19 protein-coding genes and 1 tRNA gene are annotated in these 15,552 nt (G+C 36.0%); 17 read left to right on the plus strand and 3 right to left on the minus strand.

What is annotated here, in order from left to right:
• Positions 1–1,361 (minus strand): tRNA uridine-5-carboxymethylaminomethyl(34) synthesis enzyme MnmG (gene mnmG, locus KAS42_03855; GenBank protein MCK4905359.1); only part of this gene is annotated, 1,361 nt, incomplete at its 3' end.
• Positions 1,362–1,708: 347 nt separating this feature from the next.
• Here mnmG and KAS42_03860 point away from each other — a divergent pair.
• The 10 genes from KAS42_03860 to KAS42_03905 all read left to right on the plus strand — a co-directional run bounded on the left by KAS42_03860 (position 1,709) and on the right by KAS42_03905 (position 9,559).
• A complete protein-coding gene (locus tag KAS42_03860; GenBank protein MCK4905360.1) occupies positions 1,709–2,206 on the plus strand; it encodes a DUF4143 domain-containing protein in 498 nt (165 codons plus the stop codon).
• A gap of 153 nt (positions 2,207–2,359) precedes the next feature.
• Positions 2,360–3,166 carry a DUF4065 domain-containing protein gene (locus tag KAS42_03865; protein ID MCK4905361.1) on the plus strand — a complete coding sequence of 269 codons (807 nt, stop codon included), beginning with the start codon at positions 2,360–2,362 and terminating at the stop codon, positions 3,164–3,166.
• Positions 3,147–3,527 carry a hypothetical protein gene (locus KAS42_03870; GenBank protein MCK4905362.1) on the plus strand — a complete coding sequence of 127 codons (381 nt, stop codon included), beginning with the start codon at positions 3,147–3,149 and terminating at the stop codon, positions 3,525–3,527. Before KAS42_03865 ends, KAS42_03870 begins: the two co-directional genes overlap by 20 nt.
• 279 nt (positions 3,528–3,806) lie before the next feature.
• Positions 3,807–4,856: a hypothetical protein gene (locus KAS42_03875; protein ID MCK4905363.1), complete on the plus strand. Its 1,050-nt coding sequence runs from the start codon at positions 3,807–3,809 to the stop codon at positions 4,854–4,856.
• A complete protein-coding gene (locus KAS42_03880) occupies positions 4,853–6,331 on the plus strand; it encodes a hypothetical protein (GenBank protein ID MCK4905364.1) in 1,479 nt (492 codons plus the stop codon). The genes KAS42_03875 and KAS42_03880 overlap by 4 nt, the downstream gene beginning before the upstream one ends.
• A 261-nt stretch (positions 6,332–6,592) precedes the next feature.
• The gene (locus KAS42_03885) at positions 6,593–7,165 is read left to right on the plus strand and encodes a site-specific DNA-methyltransferase (GenBank protein MCK4905365.1); all 573 of its coding nucleotides are present in this window, start codon (positions 6,593–6,595) and stop codon (positions 7,163–7,165) included.
• Between the two features lie 28 nt (positions 7,166–7,193).
• Positions 7,194–7,961: a restriction endonuclease gene (locus KAS42_03890; GenBank protein ID MCK4905366.1), complete on the plus strand. Its 768-nt coding sequence runs from the start codon at positions 7,194–7,196 to the stop codon at positions 7,959–7,961.
• Between the two features lie 6 nt (positions 7,962–7,967).
• Positions 7,968–8,171, plus strand: a complete 204-nt coding sequence (locus KAS42_03895) for a hypothetical protein (GenBank protein MCK4905367.1) — start codon at positions 7,968–7,970, stop codon at positions 8,169–8,171.
• Between the two features lie 8 nt (positions 8,172–8,179).
• Positions 8,180–8,641, plus strand: coding sequence for a hypothetical protein (locus tag KAS42_03900; protein MCK4905368.1), 462 nt, complete (start codon positions 8,180–8,182; stop codon positions 8,639–8,641).
• A gap of 3 nt (positions 8,642–8,644) precedes the next feature.
• A complete protein-coding gene (locus KAS42_03905; protein ID MCK4905369.1) occupies positions 8,645–9,559 on the plus strand; it encodes a PD-(D/E)XK nuclease family protein in 915 nt (304 codons plus the stop codon).
• A 63-nt stretch (positions 9,560–9,622) separates the two neighbouring features.
• Here the strand turns inward: KAS42_03905 and KAS42_03910 are convergent, their stop codons facing one another.
• On the minus strand, positions 9,623–9,847 hold the full coding sequence (locus tag KAS42_03910) for a hypothetical protein (protein ID MCK4905370.1): 225 nt from the start codon (positions 9,845–9,847) through the stop codon (positions 9,623–9,625).
• Between the two features lie 376 nt (positions 9,848–10,223).
• Here KAS42_03910 and KAS42_03915 point away from each other — a divergent pair, with 376 nt between their 5' ends.
• The 7 genes from KAS42_03915 (at position 10,224) to KAS42_03945 (ending at position 15,390) form a co-directional block, all read left to right on the plus strand.
• Positions 10,224–10,856, plus strand: a complete 633-nt coding sequence (locus KAS42_03915; GenBank protein MCK4905371.1) for a nucleotidyltransferase domain-containing protein — start codon at positions 10,224–10,226, stop codon at positions 10,854–10,856.
• A gap of 7 nt (positions 10,857–10,863) precedes the next feature.
• Positions 10,864–11,274 carry a HEPN domain-containing protein gene (locus KAS42_03920; protein ID MCK4905372.1) on the plus strand — a complete coding sequence of 137 codons (411 nt, stop codon included), beginning with the start codon at positions 10,864–10,866 and terminating at the stop codon, positions 11,272–11,274.
• Between the two features lie 133 nt (positions 11,275–11,407).
• Complete coding sequence (locus KAS42_03925; protein MCK4905373.1) at positions 11,408–11,977, plus strand: prepilin-type N-terminal cleavage/methylation domain-containing protein; 570 nt, start codon at positions 11,408–11,410, stop codon at positions 11,975–11,977.
• Between the two features lie 35 nt (positions 11,978–12,012).
• Positions 12,013–12,084 (plus strand) — tRNA-Cys (locus KAS42_03930).
• A 338-nt stretch (positions 12,085–12,422) separates the two neighbouring features.
• Positions 12,423–13,094, plus strand: coding sequence for a hypothetical protein (locus KAS42_03935; GenBank protein MCK4905374.1), 672 nt, complete (start codon positions 12,423–12,425; stop codon positions 13,092–13,094).
• Positions 13,091–13,894 (plus strand): nucleotidyl transferase AbiEii/AbiGii toxin family protein, encoded by an 804-nt coding sequence (locus tag KAS42_03940; protein MCK4905375.1) that lies wholly within the window; start codon positions 13,091–13,093, stop codon positions 13,892–13,894. Before KAS42_03935 ends, KAS42_03940 begins: the two co-directional genes overlap by 4 nt.
• Positions 13,891–15,390, plus strand: a complete 1,500-nt coding sequence (locus KAS42_03945; GenBank protein ID MCK4905376.1) for a TM0106 family RecB-like putative nuclease — start codon at positions 13,891–13,893, stop codon at positions 15,388–15,390. Before KAS42_03940 ends, KAS42_03945 begins: the two co-directional genes overlap by 4 nt.
• A 72-nt stretch (positions 15,391–15,462) precedes the next feature.
• Here KAS42_03945 and KAS42_03950 read toward each other — a convergent pair.
• Positions 15,463–15,552 (minus strand): hypothetical protein (locus KAS42_03950; protein MCK4905377.1); only part of this gene is annotated, 90 nt, incomplete at its 5' end.

Genomic DNA, 15,552 nt, shown 5'->3' on the forward strand with positions numbered 1-15,552 from the left:
GTCAGGCGCTGGTCGGCATTATCAGAACGCAGGCGCAGGCGGTATTCGGCCCGGGAAGTAAACATCCGGTAGGGCTCTCTTGTCCCCTTGGTGACCAAATCATCAATCAATACTCCGATATAACTTGTAGAACGGTCCAGAATAAGGGGCGGTTTTCCTTTTACTTGGAGCGATGCATTAATTCCAGCGATTAACCCCTGCGCTGCCGCTTCTTCATATCCTGTTGTTCCGTTAATCTGTCCCGCCAGATATAAGTTTTTTACTAATTTTGTTTCTAACGTGGGATAAAGCTGTGTGGAGTCAACAACATCGTGTTCTATTCCGTAACCGAATCGGTTTATTTTTACATTCTCTAAACCCTCAACGGAACGGATAAATTCCTCCTGCACATCTTCAGGCAGACTTGTAGAAAGCCCGTTTGGATAAATCTCATCTGTGTCCAATCCTTCGGGTTCAAGAAATATCTGATGTTTGCTATGATGCGCAAATTTTACAACTTTATCTTCTAAGGACGGACAATATCTCACGCCGGTTCCGGTAATCTTTCCGCTGAAAAGAGGCGAGCGGTCTAGGTTTTTCCTGATGATATCGTGTGTTTTCTCGCTGGTATGTGTTATGTAGCAGGGAAGTTGCCTCAATTTTAGCCATGAACCGAGCTTGCTCTGGTTCGGGGTTGAAAATGAGAACGGAACAGGCGGTTCATCCCCCTCCTGAACTCTTAGATTGGAATAATCAATTGTCTTTCCGTCCAACCTTGCGCAGGTTCCCGTCTTAAAACGCAGAAGTTTAAACCCCGCCTTCTTTAAAGATTTAGAAATCCCGTCGGTAGTCTGTGGTTCCTCAACCCTTCCGCCGGGAAAGCTTTTCATGCCCACATGCATAAGCCCGTTTAAGAAAGTGCCGGGGGTGAGAATTATCATCTTTGCTTCTATTTTCCCCTTGTCCGTTTCAATACCCGTAACCTTCTTGTTTTTTATTATTAGTTTTCTTGCTTCTGCTTCTAATACCTCAAGGCTTTTCTGCTTATCTATTACTTTCTGCATATAGGTAAGATATTTTTTTCTATCCACCTGCGCGCGTGATGACCAAACGGCAGGACCTTTGGAAGTATTGAGCACCTTGAAATGTATGCCGGACACATCCGTTGCCTTAGCCATTTCACCGCCGAGAGCGTCAATTTCTTTAACGAGTTGTCCTTTTCCGATACCGCCCACTGCAGGATTACACGACAAAAAACCAATCATATTCTTATGCAAAGTGATGAGGAGCGTCTTAGAGTCCATACGGGCAGATGCTAAGGCTGCTTCACATCCGGCGTGACCGCCACCGACGACAACTACATCGTAATTCTTGTTTGGCATAAGGGGTATTCTATCACTTTCGGAAAGGGTAACGGTAACGAAGCTCCGATGGAGTCCGACACTATGTGTCGTTTCATACGGAGTCGTCGGACCCGTATCGATAAGGTAACGTTATAAAGACGATCTTCCCCCTATGTCTTTCTAAACAGGCATAAGAAGCCTTGGATTACAAATTACTCAGCTGGTTGAGTAATTTGTTGACAATGTCACCGATAACCAAATCGGCATTATTGCGACAGGTTTTTGGACTTTGTCTTGCCCATCCTGCAGAGATTATGAGTTATCAGAAAATGATAGGGTAATTACAAGATGCAGGCAATACAACTACTATTGCTTTTTATCTTAAATTGCTATCAAAAGCATTCCTTCTTGCTCCATTAGAAAAATATAGTGGAAGTAAAATCAGACAAAGAGGTTCTATCCCCAAAATACTTGCGTTAGATAACGCTTTGATTTCCGCCACTATAGGACAAGATTTTAAGACAACAAAAGACAATAGGGTGCTATGGGGAAGAATGGTAGAAAATGCAGTTGGAGCTAAACTTTACCCAATAGTTCAAGAACTTGGGGGAAAGCTTTTATATTGGAGGGATAGAAATGATGAAATCGATTATGTTATTCATATCGGACAAAAACTAATCGCTATAGAAGTAAAATCAGGAGCACCTGAAAAAGCGCCAGCATCCTTGAATTTATTTTCTAGACGCTACAAAGAAGCGAAAAAAGTAATCATTTCACAACCGAAAATTACTGAAAAGACGGAACATAATAAAACGAAAGAAGATATCAAACATCTAACCCTTGAAGATTTTTTCTCCAATCCTGCTAAAAGTATAGAATTGTAAGCAATACCTAAATCCTATAACAAAAAATTTTCCACTGCAGCTGTAAGCAAAAAATAACGCATCTTAAAAGGATGTAATATTTTCTAACAATGACTTGACAAATTATCTTACATATTCTATGCTTTGAATAGTCCTAAAAAAGGAGGGTAAAAGATGGATAGTTTCTATAAGAGATTATCAAAAAAGATTAAGGTTATGAGAGAAGAAAAAGATTTTTCTCAAGAAACTCTTGCTGAAAAGATGGGTATCAGCAGGGTAGCGATTTCTCAAATAGAAAGTGGTGATAGAAAAATTAGCGCGGAGGAAATTGCAAAATTATCTAAGATTTTCAACATACAGGCGGATGTACTTCTTAATTTAGATAAGGATATTAAGGTAATTCTTGAGGAAAATATTAAAAAAAAGCCAAAGGTAAGGGGAAAGCTCAACATAAGAATAAATGTGCCGCAGAAAAATGTTGCGAAATTTAAGGAGGTATTACTTTATATTTTAAGTAAAATTGGCTCAAAACCGAATGTTGGAGAATCTGTTTTGTATAAATTACTTTATTTTATTGATTTTAATTATTACGAGAAATATGAAGAACAACTTATTGGGGCTACTTACATAAAAAATCATTATGGTCCCACACCTAAAGAATTTTTTAAGATAGTAAAAGCTATGGAAGGAAAAGATTTAATAAAAGTTAAAGATTCATACTTCCAACATCCTCAAACTAAATACCTTCCTAAAAGAGCCCCTGATATGACCAAGATAAATGTTAATGGTAATGAACAAAAACTAATTGATGATGCTTTAAGTACTCTATCAGACATGAATGCAACTCAGATTAGCGATTATTCTCATAACGATGTTCCATGGTTAACAACAGGAGATGGTGCAGTTATAGATTATGAATCAGTGTTCTATCGTACTCCGCCATATTCAGTGAGGGATTATAGTGACGAAGATATTCAATAATGTTAAGCGTCTAAATGAATTTAAAAAAGATCTAAAGAAGCTATTGAAAAAATATAGAACTTTAGAAGCTGACTTGGAAGTATTCATAAATACCCAATTAAACCTTCTACATAAGCAAGGTGTAGACAATGGTAGCTGTGTAAAAATTGCCAATCTTGGAATCACATATCCTTTAATATATAAGGTAATAAAATTCGCTTGCAAGTCATTGAAAGGCACGGGAGTAGCAAGCGGGATCCGTGTAATATACGCTTATTACGAAAAAGAAGATGTTATAGAATTTGTAGAAATTTATTATAAAGGCGATAAGGTAAACGAGGATAAGGATAGAATATTAAGGCATTATTCAATGAAGCTGTAAGTAGTAAACAGTTAAAATTCGAAGCACTAAGCACGAAATACGAGACAAATTCAAAATCCTAATGTTCTAATTTTCCAAACACATTGTTTCTGTCATTTGAATTTCTGTCATTCAATATTGTTTCGAGTTTCGATATTCGAATTTCGGGTTTTTTAGAGGTTTGCCAATTTACAGTTGGGGGAATATAATGAATTTTGGTTGAAGTGGGTTATTGAAAGACCTGACTCTGTTGAGTTGACAGTGCTTAAATAAAAATAATATCAAAAGGAAGGTGAGCATATGGAGAATCGTCCTGCGTTTCGGCTTGAAGGATTAGAACTGAATGAAGGATGGAAGGTAAAAGAGCTTTTAAAACGTCCGCCTACTGCTACAGGTGGCTATTTCTCTGTTTCATATCGAGTTGTTAATAATGATGGAAAAGAAGGCTTTTTGAAAGCGTTAGACTTTTCAGGAGCACTCCAAACTAGTGACTGGCCACGTACACTTGAATCTATGTTAAAAGCATACAATTTTGAGAGGGATCTTTTAAATAAATGTAGAACACAAAAGTTATCCAAAATAGTTATTCCTCTTGCTGACGGTAGTATTACCATTCCTTGGGAAGTTGGACCATTGAAAGACGTAGTTTATTTAATTTTCGAATTAGCCGATGGTGACATTCGTAGGGTTTATAATTTATCTAAAAATATTGATCTTGCATGGGCATTGCGATCTCTTCATAATACTGCTGTTGCATTAAGCCAATTACATTCTCGTAGCATAGCTCACCAAGATTTAAAGCCATCTAATATACTATTTTTTAAAAAACAAGCTGAATTTAAAGTTACTGATTTGGGAAGAGCATCCGATAAGGCGGTTCCTTGTGAGAATGATGAATTTCTAGTACCGGGGGATATGGGCTATGCTCCTTTGGAATTGTTATACGGATATGCAACAACAAATGGCTTTTATAGCCGATTTGGAGTTGATTTATATCATTTGGGAAGTCTCATCTTTTTCTATTTTGCAGACATCTCAGCAACTCAAGCAATAAAGGCAAAGTTGTCTGGTTATTCAGGCCCAACCCTGACTAACCGTAATTTTATAAGCGACCTACCTTATATTAGGAAAGCATTTTTTGAGGCAGTTCAAGAACTAGAACAAAATATCCAAGAGAAAGCAGACGATTTAACAGATGAAATTGTTGTGATGGTAAAGGAATTATGCGAACCTGATCCTAAAAAACGCGGGCATCCTTTAGATAGAGAGATTGACCAACATAATCTTAAGCGCTATATAAGTAAATTAAATTTTTTAAGCACCACAGCTGAATATAGGGTAAGGAAATGAATATTAAAGAAGATTATAAAATTAGACAAATAGTTCCGAGATGGTACCCATTTGAAATTGCATTTCTTATGGGAGAAATTCAACCAAAAGAGGACCCATTGGTTTCTATCTGGACACCTATATCTTATAAATATAAAGAACAGGAATGGCTATTTTATAAACAACTCCCTTGGGCACTCGATTTTGTAGGTACAGCCCTTGTTTCAAATGATTTCTCAAATACTGTTGCTATCGACGCTGCACAATTCATTTTGAATAATTCCAAAAAAGTATCTGGTCTTGCAAAAAGTGTTGCAGGAAAATTTCTTCGATTATCCGAATCCAAATCCGATTTCAACTTGTCAATTCGCGATAGATTTCAAGAAATCATTTCTTTATTAAAGAAACAGGTGCGGGAGTATCCTTACAATGCTATAGCTTGGACTGATATGGCTTTTTATTACACTGTTCTTTGCCAAAATGAAAAAGCTGATTTATGTATTTCTATAGCACTGAATTTAGCACCAGAAAATCGGTTTATACTTCGCTCTGCTGCACGTTTTTACATGCATATAAAAAATCCCGATAAAGCATTATTCTTTCTAAGAAAAGCTGAGCTTACAAAACATGATCCATGGTTATTAGCTTCTGAGATTTCCATTTCGGAAGCATTTAATTTACGGACCCGAAATGTAAAGATTGCAAAAAATATTCTTTCAACATCAGATAAAAGCCCAAAGGATTTAGCGGAACTCTATGGAACTGTTGGAACCCTTGAAATGGTCAATGCTGGGAATAAAAAGGGGAAGAAGCTTTTTAAAAATGCCATGATTGATCCTAATGAAAATACGCTTGCTCAGGCTGAATGGATTTCCCAAAATAGGAGTATTAGTATCGAGCAACCCTCCAATGTCCTAGCTGCTTTTGAAGCTGAGTCAACACGTCTTTTTTATGAAGGAAACTATAAAGATGCTTTAGGGGCATCTTTAAAATGGTCGAGGTTGCAACCCTTTTGCTCTCGTCCGGTAGAACAAGCCACTTATATTGCTGGAACATGTTTAGATAATTTCCAGGAAGCTGTACGCATCGTTGAGGAAGAAAAAATTGGTCCATTAGGTAAAAATTTTCCAATTCAAAATAATTATATATTTTCTTTGGCATCATTAGATAGAATTAAAGAAGCAGAGCAACAGATGACTACTATTAATTTTGAAGAATTGAGTGAAAGAGAACAAGGGGTTTATAAGGCAACGGAAGGTTTAATCGAATTTCGCAAGGGAAAGATTGAAGGAGGGCGTCTTTTATATGAAGATGCTATAAAACGCTTTCAAAAATTGAAAGAAGAAAGGTGTTTAGCTTTAGCAACCTTCTATTTTGCAAAAGAAGAGAAAAAAGTTGGGCATAATGTCAAAGAAATGACTGATAAAGTACTCCAATTAGCAAAAAAATTAGGCATAAAAGAGCTATTACAATATGTTGATAATAGCAGTAAATAGTAACAATGAAACAAAACAAACAGGGTCAGGTCTTGCCCGCAATTTAAAAACTCGTATAAATATAAAAACGTTCAATAAACTGACGGTTTGCGATTGATTCGTTGGGGGAATATAATGAGGTTTGGTATTCTTTCTCTTGGATTCAGGGGAGAGATGGTGGTGTATTTGATACTAGATTCTAGATACCGGATACTCGTAGAAGAAAATTCTGTCTATCCATTCTTGCTGATAATACGCTGATTGAATATAATGCTATCAACAATGAAAAAGAAAAGTGTATATGCCTCCAAAATTTCCAAAGTCAAAAAATATTCCACTAAAAAGGTTCTTGGTAAACATCGAAAAAAGAGCAAAAAGTCTTCGGTGAGAGAGCAAGCTGTTCTTTATCAGGAAAATATTAAAGCCAAGCCCTACTTTGAAGACCGAGACCGTAATGTAGCTTTATTCCATGGAAATTGCCTTGATATCCTGTCTCATATTCCTGACGATTCTATAGATATGATTTTTGCTGACCCTCCTTACAATCTTTCCAACGGAGGCTTTACTTGCCATGCGGGAAAAATGGTTTCTGTAAATAAGGGTAGTTGGGATGAAAGTAATGGACTTGATAAGGATTTAAAGTTTCATATAGAGTGGATAAAGGCTTGCCGAAGAGTTCTAAAGCCTAACGGAACGATCTGGATTAGCGGGACCTATCATTCTATTTATCGCTGTGGTTACGCTTTAGAGCGTAACGGATATCATATTCTAAATGATATTGCCTGGCTTAAACCAAATGCTGCTCCTAATTTAAGCTGTCGTTATTTTACGGCTAGTCATGAAACCTTGCTTTAGGCGAGAAAATTTATAAAAATTTTAAGATATGAATTTAAATTTCAACACAACCTTAGCCGTTTTATATAAAAATCAATCGCAAGCTATAAGGATAATGACTGAAGATTGGGTGAAAAATGAAATTTTCTGTCCAAATTGCGGAAATTTTATTACTGATTTTGCAAATAATAGTCCAGTGGCAGATTTTTATTGTGATAATTGTCGTGAAGAATATGAATTAAAAAGCAAAAAAGACACAATGGGTAAAAAGATTGTCGATGGTGCCTATAGCAAAATGATTGAAAGACTGAATAGTACAAATAATCCAAGCTTCTTTTTTTTAAATTATGACTTACAGAGTTATAAAGTACAAAATTTTGTTGTTATTCCAAAACATTTTTTTGTTTCCGAAATTATTGAAAAGAGAAAACCCCTTTCAATAAATGCGAAAAGAGCCGGGTGGATTGGTTGCAATATTTTACTTCAAAGCATTCCACAAAGTGGAAAAATATTTTATATAAAAAATGAAAAAACCGAAGACAAGAAGGACATTCTAAAAAATTGGCAAAAAACTTTATTTTTAAGGGAATCTAAAAAAACAGAATTAAAAGGTTGGGTTTTAGATATTATGAAATGTATTGATAGCTTAGGTAAAAAGGATTTTACTCTTGAAGAGATGTACTCTTTTGAAAAAATATTATCACAAAAATACACGAAAAATAATTATATTAAAGACAAAGTCAGACAACAACTTCAATTTCTAAGAGATAAAGGATATATTAAATTTATTTCTCGTGGAGTTTATCGGTTAACTTAATTTATTATGAAAAAATATATTTTTTATACATCAGAAGGTTTTACGGAAAATAATAATTTTGAACAAGTAGAAAATTGTCAAATTTTAGATTGGCAAAACGGGAAAGATGAAAAAGAAGCTTTTGAAAATTTTAAAAAAGAAAATCCAAGTATAGATTTTGAAAAAATCTGTTGTCAAGAATTGGCGAATGATAAAATTTATTATTTATAGTTGATTATATGATTGGAGTTGAAGCCGGTCTTGATAGCAATGGGAGAAAGAATCGCGGCGGTCACGCGATGGAAAATATTGTTGAGGTATTTATCAAAGATGTTTGTAGGAAAAGTCATTTTAGATATTTAAAAGAAGCCAATGCCGAAAAAATAAAAAATGAGTTAGGCTATGATGTCCCAGTTGATAAATCTTCTAGAAGATATGATTTTGTTATTGATAATAGTAAAGAATTATTTATTATTGAAACTAATTTTTATGGTGGTGGTGGCTCAAAGCTAAAATCTACTGCCGGAGAGTATCGAAATTTGTTTGATGTTTTAAGTGGAAAATATAAGTTTTTCTGGATTACCGATGGTGTGGGGTGGAAGACTACCGCGAAGCCACTTCGAGAAACATTTGATCACAATGACTACCTTTTTAATTTGGTAATGCTCGAAAAAGGAATTTTGGAATTTTTATTAAGATAAATTATGACAGATTTCACTAACGATTTTTCTTGGTCTAAGTCGAGAGATAATCTTTTTAAAGAATGTGCTAGAAAATACTATTTCCGTTATTATGGTAGTTGGGGTGGCTGGGAATTTAATGCACCGGAAAGAGTAAGACAAATATACATCCTTAAACAGTTAAAGAGTCGCTATATCTGGATTGGTCAAGTGGTTCATTCCTGTATTGAAAGAAGTATTAAAAATATTTATAAAGGTATTAGACCTCTCAATATAGAAGAAATTATTAAAATTACTGAGAGGATGATGCGTGCAGATTTTGCATCCTCTAAGAGCGGAAGATACCTTAAAATACCTAAAACCTGCGCTCTTTTCGAGCATGAATATAATATTGACGTAGGCGAAGATGAATGGGAAAAGGTTTATGCTTATGTAGAAAAATGCCTCAGGAATTTCTATGGGTCTGAACTTTATCAAGAACTATATTCCTGTTCTTTGCCAAAAGAGAATTGGCTTGAAATTGAGGAGTTTTCCAGTTTCTGGCTTGATTATGTAAAGGTTTATGTCTCACTTGATTTTGCTTATAAGCATGAACAAGATATTGTCATTTATGATTGGAAAACGGGAAGAAGCGAGAAATTAGAGAAAGATAATATTCAGCTTGCTTGTTATGCTCTTTATGCAATGGAAAAGTGGAAAGTCCCGACAACCAATATTAAGACAGCAGAATACAATCTTGGAAGAAATGAGATTCATAAATTTCCGGTAGACTCGGCAGTAATTGAGGGTGTCAAAGAATACATGAGAGGTAGCATAAGAGATATGAAAGAACTTCTGCGTGATAAAGTTTTGAATGAAGCTGTAGAAGAGGATTTTGTTAAGACTATTGATGAAAATAGGTGTTCCAAATGTAATTTTAAAAAAGTATGTTTAGACTGAGAATTGCATCAATCCCCTCTGTTTTCTTTTCCTGGAGACCAGGACTAAAATCCCGGAAATATTTCAGATTTCTCCCCCTTCTCTAATCTCTCTTCCTCCCGCCACTAAAACTTTGGCGGGCAAGCCCTCCACAAAAATCGGCGGGCAGGCATTGGAAAATCCCTCTTTTTTGAAACTTTGTCCGATGTCCCGATGCATATCGGGATTCGGACTCCTTCGGAGTTTTCGTAAAGAAAAAAACTGTACTGGGTTTTCGCAAACACCGTTAGGTGTTTTTGCGTTATTCATACGCTTCAATAGCGGAGAGGGTACGGAGTGGAAGTGGAGCAAAAGCGAACAGAATATTTTGTCTAATTTAGAGAATTCTCTTAATATGCTTGTATTTTAGCCAAAACATGGCTATATTTACCCCATATTTTAGCCAATTTACGAAGAGATAGTTGCTACCTTAACAAAAACATTTGACCCCGTTAGAGATTTAATAAGTTGCTCTCAGATATTATATAGTGGGATAGTTGCTTATCTGGTTGGTGGAATATTCAGCGTTTTTTAAAATCTCTAACGGGGTTGACATAAGAAGAAATTGCAAATATAATTTAACTCGTGTTAAGGAAACCTTACATCTGTTAATAAAACTTTACATTGCCAAGTGAAGGATTCAAAGATGGCTATAGAAAAAAGTTTGGATAATATTCTAAACTCTCGGTCTAAGGTTGCAATTATACGGTTGTTTGTATCAAAGACCGATGACTTTAGGGCATCCGGCAGGGAAATAGCAAAGCTGGTGCATCTTTCTGCTCCGGCTGCGCATACTGCCCTAAAAGGACTCTATAATCAAGGGGTTCTTAAGTTGGATATCATTGGCAAACAACACATTTATAATCTGGATAGTAAAAACAGGACTGTTAAGGAAATGTTACGACCGATGTTTGAGAAAGAGATTTCTGTTAAAGAGGAAATTAAAGATTATTTAATCAAACAGATTAAGCAGATAGATGTACAGAATAAAATTATATCTTGTATTTTGTATGGGAGTTTAGAAAAAGGCGAAACCACCGATAGTAGTGATGTAGATGTTGCGGTTATAATCGGGAATGAAAAAGACAAAACCGAAGTAGAAGAGAAATTTTTAAATAATATAGCAGTTAACTTTAAGGAATATTTTAAGCTCAATTTAGATGCTTACATTAAAACCAAAGATGAATTTCGTCTTCGGTTAAAGAAAAATCTTCCTCCTGTTTCAACTCTTATGAAATCCTATTCTGTAATCTGGGGGAGTGAACCGTTGGATATTTGAGGTTGATATGACGCCCAAAAATTTAAAAATCAAAAAGGAAGACCGTTCTGCTGCTTCAGATTATCTAAAAAAAGCAACGGACAATTATGAACAGATGCTTTTGGCGATTCAGAAAGATAATTTTAATGCTTCCGCCACGCTGGCTCTCCAATGTGTAATTTCTTCTGCTGATGCTGTATGTGTTTTCGAAAAGGGAGTTCGTTCTATCTCTCCGAATCATTTGGATGTTTGTGATTTGGTTGGTTCTTTACCTATTAAGGAAGCAAAAGAGAAAAGTACCTTGCTCAGGAAAATTATTGCTAAAAAGAATTTAATTCAATATGAGAGACGAAATTTTTATCAAAAGGAAGCATTAGAAGTAGTAAAAATAGCTACAAGGTTTTATCAATGGGTAAATGAACAAATTTCTCTCATATAAAATATGCAGGGGATTATTCCCTGCCTACTGCTTTAAAAAACTCCCCGAAGAGAGAACTCGATTTTCGTAAAGAAAAAACTGCACTGGGTTTTCGTTACTACGATAACTTGAGATTTTAACTTTTTATGCTAAAATGAATTTAGTTATGAATAAGGAAAATGCGGGGTTCACTCTTCTTGAGATTCTAACTGTTGTTGCCATTATCGGTTTACTCGCAGCTATGATTTTCCCGACTTTGGGAAAAATGAGAATAAGAGCCCGGAGGTCCAAAGCGATTTCAGAGCTAAACACTATAAAACTTGCGCTGATAGATTATTATTCTGAATATAGCGGATTTCCGTATAATGATATGGCTCCAGACAAAAGCGGACTTTATAAATTATTTGAAGAGGATTATTTAGATACAGCTTTAGCGGATGCTTTTGAAAGTTCTCAACCTTATAAATATTACTCTTGCAACGATGGAGGGGTGGGTACTGCCGATTCTTGTATAGTGTTTTCGGTAGGGGTCAATGGGAAAGAGGATCCGAGTTATAAGGACGCGACAATTGACGATTTTGATGAAGCCATTAGGGATGCTTTTCCGAATATGAGCGACCTTGACCAAATGCCGACATCTGATAATATTTACCTATTTACTACTAATGCGTCAAGAAACGACCCATTGGCAATAAGAGAAGGTGAAATTCGGTATAACAAGTAGTTTTTATATCTCTTGCTTGAATTTTTTAATTATCTGGCGTGGTACCCAAGCAGCAAGGGAGCGGTCTGCAAAACCGTTATGCGTGGGTGCAACTCCCACCCACGCCTCCGGTGGTTGTCTAAAATCTGCAGTTGGTTTTTTTTAACTTATCACTTACACCCACTGATTTCCCCCTAGAAATTGCGAATGCAATTTCAGGGACTTTGGTCCTAGAAATTCCTTGAATTTCTCAGGGTACGAAATCAAACTGTGGGTGCAAGCAACTATTGATTTAAATCTCTGACGGGATTGACCCGCCACTTCCTGTCACTACTACGATGGCGAGGCAAGGCAAACTGGCGAGGTCAGGCCCACCAAAGTTTCCTTGGCGGATTGACAAGTAAAAAGTTCCGCGATATACTATTTCTGTAAGTAATCATTATTGATTATATAAGGAAACACTGTTATGAGATATTTAGAGTTTAAGAAACGTATTCAGGATATGCCGATTTTTGTCAGTCGGGATTTGAGTATGTTTGGAGAAGATAATCAGATTGCGCGTAATCAAATCAGGCGCTGGCAGGTTCAGAACCTTTTAATTAAGCTTAGAAAAGGTGTATATATTTTAAACAAAAATGACAGGAAGATTAATCCTTCTAAACTTTTTATTGCTAACCAGCTTTATGTCCCCTCTTATGTTAGTTTGGAATATGCTCTTAATTTTTATGGTTTGATTCCTGAAAGGGTGGTTGACATTACTTCTATCTGTACCCGAAAAACGAAAGAATTTCACAATGAGCTTGGAGTGTTCATCTATAGGCATATTAAGAAAGATTGTTTTAAGGGGTTTAATATTGCTAAGGACGAAACAGGATTATCGTATTTTATTGCTACTGCGGAGAAGGCGGTAGTCGATTTCTTTTATTTTAATTTGGGAAATTTCAAAAAAGATTTTTTAGAGGTTATTGAAGAAGGATATCGTTTTCAAAATGTATCCGGATTAAAGAAAGACAAGATTTTGGAATTTGCAGATTTTTTCGGTAATAAGAAACTTATTAAGGTGTGCAGGGAGTTTTGTGAATTTATTGGAAAAGCCGACGTTACCGAAGGCTATGCCGGCGAAACGGAGAGCCGATGATTGATGTGCTAAAACAGCAGTTTAGACCTTCTATGGATGTTGGGGACAAGATTAACAGGGTGAGGGAATTCTTGCAGATTTTAGGCCTTAAAATTATTCACGATAAGGGGTATTTTGAAGATATGGCTTTTGTGGGTGGAACGGCTTTAAGGATTTTATATGACTTGAGACGTTTCTCGGAAGATTTAGATTTTTCAGTTATCAGGAAAGAAGGATATGATTTTTTAAAGGTTATTGATGCTCTCGTGTCTGAATTAAAACTTTACGGTTTTGATGTGGAGAGTAAAAATAGTGTTGATAAGACAGCGCAGAGCTCTTTTTTGAAATTTAATAATTTATTGAATGAACTGGGACTTTCGCAGATGAAAGAGCAAAAACTTTCTATCAAGGTAGAAGTTGATTCTAACCCGCCGAAAGGTGGTAGTGTGCAGACCTCTTTAATTAATAAGACATACATTTTCAATATTTCGCATTTTGATTTATCTTCACTTTATGCGACAAAACTTCATGCGTGTTTTTTTAGGAAGTTTCTTAAAGGCAGAGATTTTTATGATTTGTTGTGGTATTTGGGCAGGAAGACCAAACCAAATTTTATTTTGCTAAATAATGCTATTGAGCAAACTGAAGACAAAAATTTGAGGTTGGGCGAAGAGAATTTTAAAAGTTTCCTTTTAGATAAGTTGGAGAAGATTGATTTTGCTTTAGTTAGAAAGGATGTCGGGCGTTTTTTGGAGGATAAGAAAGAGTTAGAATTGTTAGATTTTGGATTAATTAAAAAAAGTATAATAAAAAATCAATGAATATTACAGCATCAATTCTCTACAATTATACTCAATGCCCCCATCGTGTCTGGCGGGATATCCACGGTCCACAGGAAGAAAAGATGCAGGAACCAAATCCTTTTGTTCAATTGCTTTGGGATAAGGGCGTGCAGTTTGAGCAGGAGGTAATCAGTAAGACGGGTGAATTTACAGATTTGAGTAAGGGGGAGCTTGGCGATAGAAATCTGCGGACGATGGAGGCGATGAAGGATGGGAAGGAATTAATTTATCAGGGGGTAATAAAACACGCTCAATTTCTTGGTATTCCGGATTTTTTAAAGAGATTAGAGGATGGGAAATATATGCCTGTTGAGATTAAGGCGGGTAAAGCGTATCAAAACGGCAGCGAAGAGGAAAAGAATAAGCCGAAGAAACATTATGCTGTACAGTTGTGTTTGTATGTGGAGATTTTGAAGTCTTTGGGGTTTGCTAAGGAGAACATAGGGGCGATAATTGATATTGAAATGAATGAGACTCCTTATATGTTAGATAAGATGATGGGTCCCCGAGCGCATAAGACCTGGTGGGAATATTATGAGGAAGTTAAAGCCGAAGCGATGGCATTAGTTGCGAACGATAAACAAAATTATCCCGCTAATTCAGCGGTTTGCAAGTTGTGTCCGTGGTATGTTAGTTGCAAGAAGTGGTGTAATGAGTCGGAGGATTTAACTAATCTTTTTTATTTGGGAAGAAATACAAGAGATATTATTAAAGCGGATTTGAGGATTTTAACAACGAAAGACTTGTGTGGTTTGGATATAGACAAGGCAATGGAGTTGAAGAGGCAGGACAAGACAATACTCAAGGGTGTTGGTGAGGGTTTGTTGAGGAAGTTGATAGCCAGAGCCAATGTGGTGGTTAATATAAAGAAGCCGGTTTTATATGATAAGCTTGATTTGCCTAAAGTGCCGATTGAATTGTTTTTTGATATTGAATCTGACCCGACACAGGATTTGGTATATCTGCACGGCGTTTATGAAAGAAGGGCTGGTGATGAGAAGTTTATTTATTTTTTGGCTAAGGATAAACAGGCGGAAAAGGATGCGTGGCAGAGATTTTGGGATTATATAAGAACACTTGGCAAAGGTTCTTATGCGATATATTATTATTCGCCTTATGAAAAAACGACTTATAAAAAAATGAGTAAGAAGTATTTTGATGTGGTATCCGAGGATGAAGTCGCGCAGTTTTTTGCATCGTCTAACGCAATTGATTTGTATAGAATAGTGCAGGCAAAGACGGATTGGCCTCTTGCCAGTTATTCTATAAAAGAGATTGCGACATATCTGGGTTTTAAATGGAGAGACGAAAGTCCGTCGGGAGCATTGTCTATTCAGTGGTATAACGAATATATCGCAAGTAAGGACGAGAAAGTGTTAAAACGGATTATTGAATATAATGAAGATGATTGTAAGGCGATGGTAATTTTAAAAGATAAATTGGTGGAGTATAGTGAATTGATGGAGTATGAATAAAATACTATATAAGAAAAAATCAGCTATAAGCCTTAAGCTTTAAGTTAACTGCTTTCATTTTTTGCTTACAGCTTATATCTTAAAGCTTACCGCTGCTCTAATGAATTCTTTGAATAATGGATGGGCTCTATCCGGTTTGGATTTGAATTCGGGATGGAACTG

The sequence above is a fragment of the bacterium genome (assembly GCA_023135785.1).
Lineage (GTDB): Bacteria > CAIJMQ01 > CAIJMQ01 > CAIJMQ01 > CAIJMQ01 > CAZNJA01.